The sequence below is a fragment of the Cryptosporangium phraense genome, from assembly GCF_006912135.1.
Classification (GTDB): Bacteria; Actinomycetota; Actinomycetes; order Mycobacteriales; family Cryptosporangiaceae; genus Cryptosporangium; species Cryptosporangium phraense.
The window spans coordinates 51,679-57,476 of record NZ_VIRS01000003.1 but is presented as its reverse complement, the minus strand read 5'-3'; the positions used below and the strand labels follow the sequence as shown (position 1 = coordinate 57,476).

Annotated in this window: 5 protein-coding genes; all 5 read right to left on the bottom strand. The window is 74.0% G+C overall.

The genetic code is table 11. From position 1 onward, the window contains the following. Positions 1-33: 33 nt before the first annotated feature. Genes FL583_RS04950 through FL583_RS04930 form a run of 5 tightly spaced genes read right to left on the bottom strand, consistent with a single transcriptional unit; the run spans position 34 to position 5,793 of the window. Positions 34-1,788 carry an ABC transporter ATP-binding protein gene (locus FL583_RS04950; RefSeq protein ID WP_142703275.1) on the bottom strand — a complete coding sequence of 585 codons (1,755 nt, stop codon included), beginning with the start codon at positions 1,786-1,788 and terminating at the stop codon, positions 34-36. Next, the gene (locus tag FL583_RS04945; protein WP_142703274.1) at positions 1,785-3,470 is read right to left on the bottom strand and encodes an ABC transporter ATP-binding protein; all 1,686 of its coding nucleotides are present in this window, start codon (positions 3,468-3,470) and stop codon (positions 1,785-1,787) included. Before FL583_RS04945 ends, FL583_RS04950 begins: the two co-directional genes overlap by 4 nt. Further along, the gene (locus FL583_RS04940; RefSeq protein WP_142703273.1) at positions 3,467-3,688 is read right to left on the bottom strand and encodes an MbtH family protein; all 222 of its coding nucleotides are present in this window, start codon (positions 3,686-3,688) and stop codon (positions 3,467-3,469) included. The genes FL583_RS04945 and FL583_RS04940 overlap by 4 nt, the downstream gene beginning before the upstream one ends. A gap of 27 nt (positions 3,689-3,715) precedes the next feature. Continuing rightward, positions 3,716-4,747 (bottom strand): FecCD family ABC transporter permease, encoded by a 1,032-nt coding sequence (locus FL583_RS04935; RefSeq protein ID WP_142703272.1) that lies wholly within the window; start codon positions 4,745-4,747, stop codon positions 3,716-3,718. Next, positions 4,744-5,793 (bottom strand): FecCD family ABC transporter permease, encoded by a 1,050-nt coding sequence (locus tag FL583_RS04930; RefSeq protein WP_240746585.1) that lies wholly within the window; start codon positions 5,791-5,793, stop codon positions 4,744-4,746. Before FL583_RS04930 ends, FL583_RS04935 begins: the two co-directional genes overlap by 4 nt. Positions 5,794-5,798 lie beyond the last annotated feature (5 nt).

The window sequence follows — 5,798 nt, the reverse complement described above, 5'->3', positions numbered from 1 at the left end:
CGCGTCCTGCCTATCGAGTCGGAGCTGTGCGATTTACTGAACCGGGGCGGGGGTCCGCCCCTCCCAGGCCTGCCAGAGCTGCGCGTACCGGCCGCCGGCGGCCACCAGGTCGGCGTGCGACCCGTCCTCGACCGTCCGGCCGTGTTCCAGGACGACGATCCGGTCGGCCGACGCGGCCTGGGTCAGCCGGTGGGCGACGATCAGCGTGGTGCGGCCCGCGGTCGCCGCGGCGGCGGCCGACTCCAGGTCACGCGCGCCCGCGCTGCCGGCCTCGGCGGTGGCCTCGTCGAGGATCGCGATCGCCGGGTCGAGCAGGACGAGCCGGGCCAGCGCCAGTTGCTGGGCCTGGGCCGGGGTCAGCTCGTGGCCGCCCTCGCCGACCAGCGTGTCGAGCCCCTCGTCGAGCGCCTCGGCCCAGCCCAGGGCGCCGACGCGGTCGAGCGCGGCGGTCACGTCGTCGCGGGTGGCGCCGGGCGAGGCCAGCCGGGCGTCCTCGATCAGCGGACCGGCGAAGACGTGCGTCTCCTGGCTGATGATCGCGACGTTCTTCCGGAGCTCCGCGGGCGGCAGGGACTCCACCGGGACGCCGCCGATCAGCGCCGAGCCCCGGTCGGGCCGGAGCGACCCGGCCGCGATCAGCGCCAGCGTGGACTTCCCGGCGCCGGTGGAGCCGACCAGCGCGACCTTCTCGCCCGGCGCGATCCGGACGCCGACGTCGAACAGCACCTGGGTGGTGCCGTCGTAGCTGAAGTCGATCCCGGACAGTTCCAGGGTCGCGTCGGCCGGGGCCTCGGCGGCGGCCGGGGTCGGTTCCGGCGGCATCGAGACGACGCCGACGAGCCGGGCCAGGCTCGCGCCGCCGGCCTGGATCTCGTCGAAGCTGAACAGCAGCGCGCCGATCGGGTTGAACAGCCGGTGGAACAGCACGGCCGCCGCCGACGTCTGGCCGACCGTGATCGCGCCCTGCTCGACCAGGAAGAACCCGGCCACCAGGATCGCCGCCAGGCCGAAGAACTCGGCCCGGTTGACCCGTCCGACGAAGCGGGTGAAGAGCGTGAAGACCGACACCGAGACGTCCCGGGCCCGCTCCGAGGCGCGCCCGATCTCGGCCAGGTGCTTCTGCTCCAGCCGGTAGGCGTGCACGGTCCGCAGCCCCTGCGAGCTGTCGACGAGCAGCTGGCCGCGCTCGGCGACGGCCTCGCGCTCGGCCTGGTAACCGGGCGCCGACCGGGGCAGGTACCACCGCAGCGCGAGGACGTAGAGCGGCACCGCGACCGCCCCGGCCAGCCCGAGCCGCCAGTCGATGCCCGCCATCGCGGCCAGGCTCAGCACGCCGAGCAGCAGCGACGACACCATGTTGGGCACGGCCTGGGTCACGGCCTGGCCGATCGCGGCGACGTCCGCGCCGACCCGGGACAGCAGGTCGCCCTTGCCGGCCTGTTCCAGCACCGGCGTCGGCAGCGTCAGCGCCCGGCCGACCACCTGTTCGCGCAGGTCGGCCAGCATCCGCTCGCACAGCCGGGCGATCACCATCGTCGACAGGCCCATCGCGACGCCGCCGAGCACGGCCGAGACGACCACGACGATCGTCACCCGGACGATCACGCCGGTGCCGGCCCCCGCGCGCACCTGGTCGACCAGGTAGCCCAGGACGTACACCGGCACCACCGACGCGGCTGCCGCGACCAGCCCGACGACGAGCGTCGCCAGCCCGTCGAGCGGCCGGGAGCGCAGCTCGCGCCACACCCAGGCGCCGGTCCGGCGCGGGCTCGCGACCGGGAGGATCATCGGAGCACCGTCCTGCGGTAGAAGTCGTCGGCGCCGAGGCCGGCGTGCGTGCCTTCGGCGACCACCCGGCCGCCGTCGACGACGACCACCCGGTCGGTGATCGCCATCAGGGCCGGGCTGCTGGCGACGAGCACGGTCGTCAGCTCCCCGGTCCGGAGGCGGCGGATGCCCTGGGCGATGACGTGCTCGGTCACCGAGTCCATCGCGGTCGTCGGGTCGTGCAGCACCAGCACCCGCGAGCGGACCAGCAGCGCGCGGGCCAGCGCGACCCGCTGCCGCTGCCCGCCGGAGAGGTTCGCGCCGCGCTCGACGACGACGTGGCCGAGGCCGTCGGGGTGCGCGGAGACCACCTCGTCGGCGGCCGAGCACCGGAGCACCTCGTCGAGATCTTCGTCGGCCGCGCCGGCCCGGATGTTCGCCTCGAGGCTGCCGCCGAACAGGTCGGACTTGTGCGGCTGGACGAGCAGCGCGCCGCGGGCCTCGTCCAGGTCGAGCTCGTGCAGGTCGACGCCGCCGAGCCGCACCGACCCGGCCCGGTCCTCCGGCGGCACCCGGCCGGCGAGCACCCGGACCAGCGCCTCACCGTCGGCGGGCTGCGCCGCGACGATCCCCAGCACCTCGCCGGGCGCGATCCGCAGGTCGAGGTCGAGCGTCCCGTAGCGCAGCCCCTCGAGGTCGACCGCCACCGGGCCGCCGTCCAGCCGGGCCTCTGCCGGAGGCAGGAGCGGGGGTGCATCGGCAACCACGGCAATGCGCTGCGCGGACGCCCGGGCCTCGGCCACCCAGCTCGGGACGATCGCCAGCAGGCCGAACGGCTCCAGCAGGAACTGGGCCAGGCCGATCACCGTGATCAGCTCCCCGACCGTGATCCGGCCGGTCAGCGCGAAGTACCCGGCCAGGATCGCGACGCCGCAGGCCAGCAACGTGGACAGCGTCGTCGAGGCCATCAGGTAGCTGCCCTGGGTGCGGGCGGCCCGGAGGGTGGCCCGCAGCGAGGCGCGGCTGACCACCCGGTAGCGGGCGCTCGCGGCCTGCTCGGCGCCGATCCCGCGCAGCGGCCGGACGCCGCTGACCAGGTCGGTGGCGAGCGACGTCGCCCGGCCGGCCAGTTCCTGCTGGCTGGTGACCCGCTTGGTGATCACCGGCGCGGTGAGCTGCAGGCCCACCAGCACGACCGGGGTGCCGATCAGCACGAGCAGCCCCAGCGGGACGTCGATGACCAGCAGCGCGATCGCCGCGACGACCGTCGCCACGACCGCACCGCAGATCCGCGGGATGTAGTCCAGCAGGTACGACGTGTTGTCGGCGTCCGACGTGGACACCGTGAGCAGCTCACCGGCGGGCAGGTCGGTGCGGATGCCCCGGGGGTCGAGGATCCGCCCCGAGACCTCCATCCGCAGCAGGTGGGCCTCGTCGGCGATCGCGAGCATCAGCTGGCGGGCGCCGAACCGGTAGCAGATCGTCAGCAGCGTGAACAGGCCGGCCAGCACCGCGACCCAGAAGCCCAGGCTCCCCCGGTCGCCGGTCGAGACCGCCCGGTCGACGATGACGCCGATCAGGATCGGCACCAGCGTCTCGCAGATCTGGTGGGCGCCGATCAGGGCCGAGCCGACCGTGAGCCGGCGCCCGTTCCGCGTCACCGCCCGGCGCAGGACCCGGGACCCACCGGCCGCACCGGTCAAGACGACATGCTCTCGCGGAGGCTGCGGGGCCGCAGGTCCGTCCAGTTCGCCTCGACGTAGGCCAGGCACTCGTCCCGCCCCGCGCCGTCGTTCCCGCCGAACACCACGGTCCAGCCCGACGGCACGGCGGCGAACGTCGGCCAGAGCGAGTGCTGGTCCTCGTCGTTCACCAGCACCAGGAACCGGCCGCTCTCGTCGTCGAACGGGTTACTCGACATGACTTGTCCTCCCGGAAGGATCGATCTTCATTGCGTGCGTGACACCCGAGCCAGGACCCAGGCGAAATACACGCCGCCGACGGTCACCGTGACCACGCCGACCGGCAATTGGGTGGGCGCGAACGCGTGCTGGGCCACCCAGTCGCTGACGATCAGGAGCAGCGCGCCCATCGCCGCGGCCGGGGCGAGCGCGATGCCGGCCGAGCCGGTCAGCCGCTGGGCCAGCTGGGGCGCGGCCAGGGCGACGAACGCGATCGGCCCGGCGGCCGCGGTCGCCACCGCGATCAGCGCGACGCCCAGGCCCAGGTAGACCATCCGCGCGGCCTCGACCCGGACGCCGAGCCCGGTCGCGATCTCGTCGCCCAGCTCGAGCAACAACAGGCGCGAACCGCCGATCGCCAGCCCGATCATCAGCACCACGATCAGCGGGACCACCCACGGCACCTGCGTCCAGTCCAGCCCGTTCAGGCTGCCCTGGCCCCAGATCGTGGCCGCGTACGCGGCCTGCAGGTCGACCTTGATGACGAACCACTGGTTGACCGAGATCAGGATCGCGTTGACCGCGATGCCGACGATGATCAGCCGGAATCCCTGGACGCCCCGGCGGTAGGCCAGCAGGTACACCGCGAGCGCGGTGGCCAGCCCGCCGACCAGCGCACCGGCCGCGACCATGAAGTACGCGTTGCCGACGAACACCGTGACGACGAGCACGCCGGTGAACGCGCCGGTGTTGAAGCCGATGACGTCCGGGCTGCCCAGCGGGTTGCGGGTCAGGGCCTGGAAGATCGCGCCGGACAGGCCGAGGGCGGCCCCGATCGTCAGCGCGAGCAGCACCCGGGGCAGCCGCAGGTCGATCACGACGAGGTCGGCGATCGGCGAACCCTGCCCGACCAGCGCGGCCAGCACCTCCTTCGGCGACAGGACGACGTCCCCGGTGCCGAGCGAGACGACCGCGGCCGCGAACGCCAGCGCCAGCAGCACCGCGCAGACGACGACCGTCCGCACCCGGAACCGCACCGACAGCGGGCCGGGCCGGATCGCGGCGAACGGCAGCGTCACGGCCCGCTCACCACCTTCCGCGTCCGGATCCACCAGATCAGCACCGGGGCCCCGATGAACGCGGTGACGATGCCGACCCGCAGCTCGCCCGGGCGCACGACCAGCCGTCCGACGATGTCGGCGATCAGCAGCACGATCGGCCCGCCGAGGATCGTGAACGCGAGGATCCAACGCTGGTCGGTGCCGACGACCCAGCGCGCGAGGTGCGGCACGACCAGGCCGAGGAACCAGATCGGGCCGACCGCCGCGGTGCCGCCGCCGGCCAGCAGCACGATCGCCACCAGCGCGACGATCCGCGTCCGGGTGATGTCGACGCCGAGCGCCCTGGCCAGGTCGTCGCCGAGTGCCACCGCGTTCAGCGACCGGGCGACGGCCACGGCCAGCAGCGTCCCGACCAGGATGAACGGGGCCACCGCGCCGGCGATGTCGAGCCCGCGGCCGGCCAGCGACCCGACGTCCCAGAAACGCAGGTAGTCGAACGCACGGGGACGGATCAGCTGCACCGCGGACGACGCGCCCTCGAGCACCGCGCCGAGCGCGACCCCGGCCAGCGTCAGCTGGACCGGGGTCGGGCTCCCGCGCGACGCCGACCCCAGCAGGTAGACGCCGACCAGCGCGACCGCGACCCCGAGGAACGCGAACCAGACGTACGACGTGAAGCTCGTGAGCCCGAGGAAGCCGATCGCGATCACGACGAACAGGGCCGCCCCGGAGTTGATGCCGAGGATCTGGGTGTCGGCCAGCGGGTTGCGGGTGACCGCCTGGATCACCGCGCCGCAGACCGCGAACGCGACGCCGGCCAGCAGGCCGAGGACCGTCCGCGGGACGCGGAGGTCCCGGACGACCGACTGGTCGTCGGTGCTCGTGTAGTGGAACAACGCGTCCCAGGCCGTGCCCGGGCTCACCGTGCGGGTGCCGAGCAACAGGCTCAGCACGCACACGACGACGAGCAGCGCCGCGGCGCCGAGCAGCACGCCGCCGCGGCGCAGGTTCGCCGCGGCGGTCGGCTCGGTCTCCGGGGACGGCCGATCGACCAGGGTGGTCACGTCGG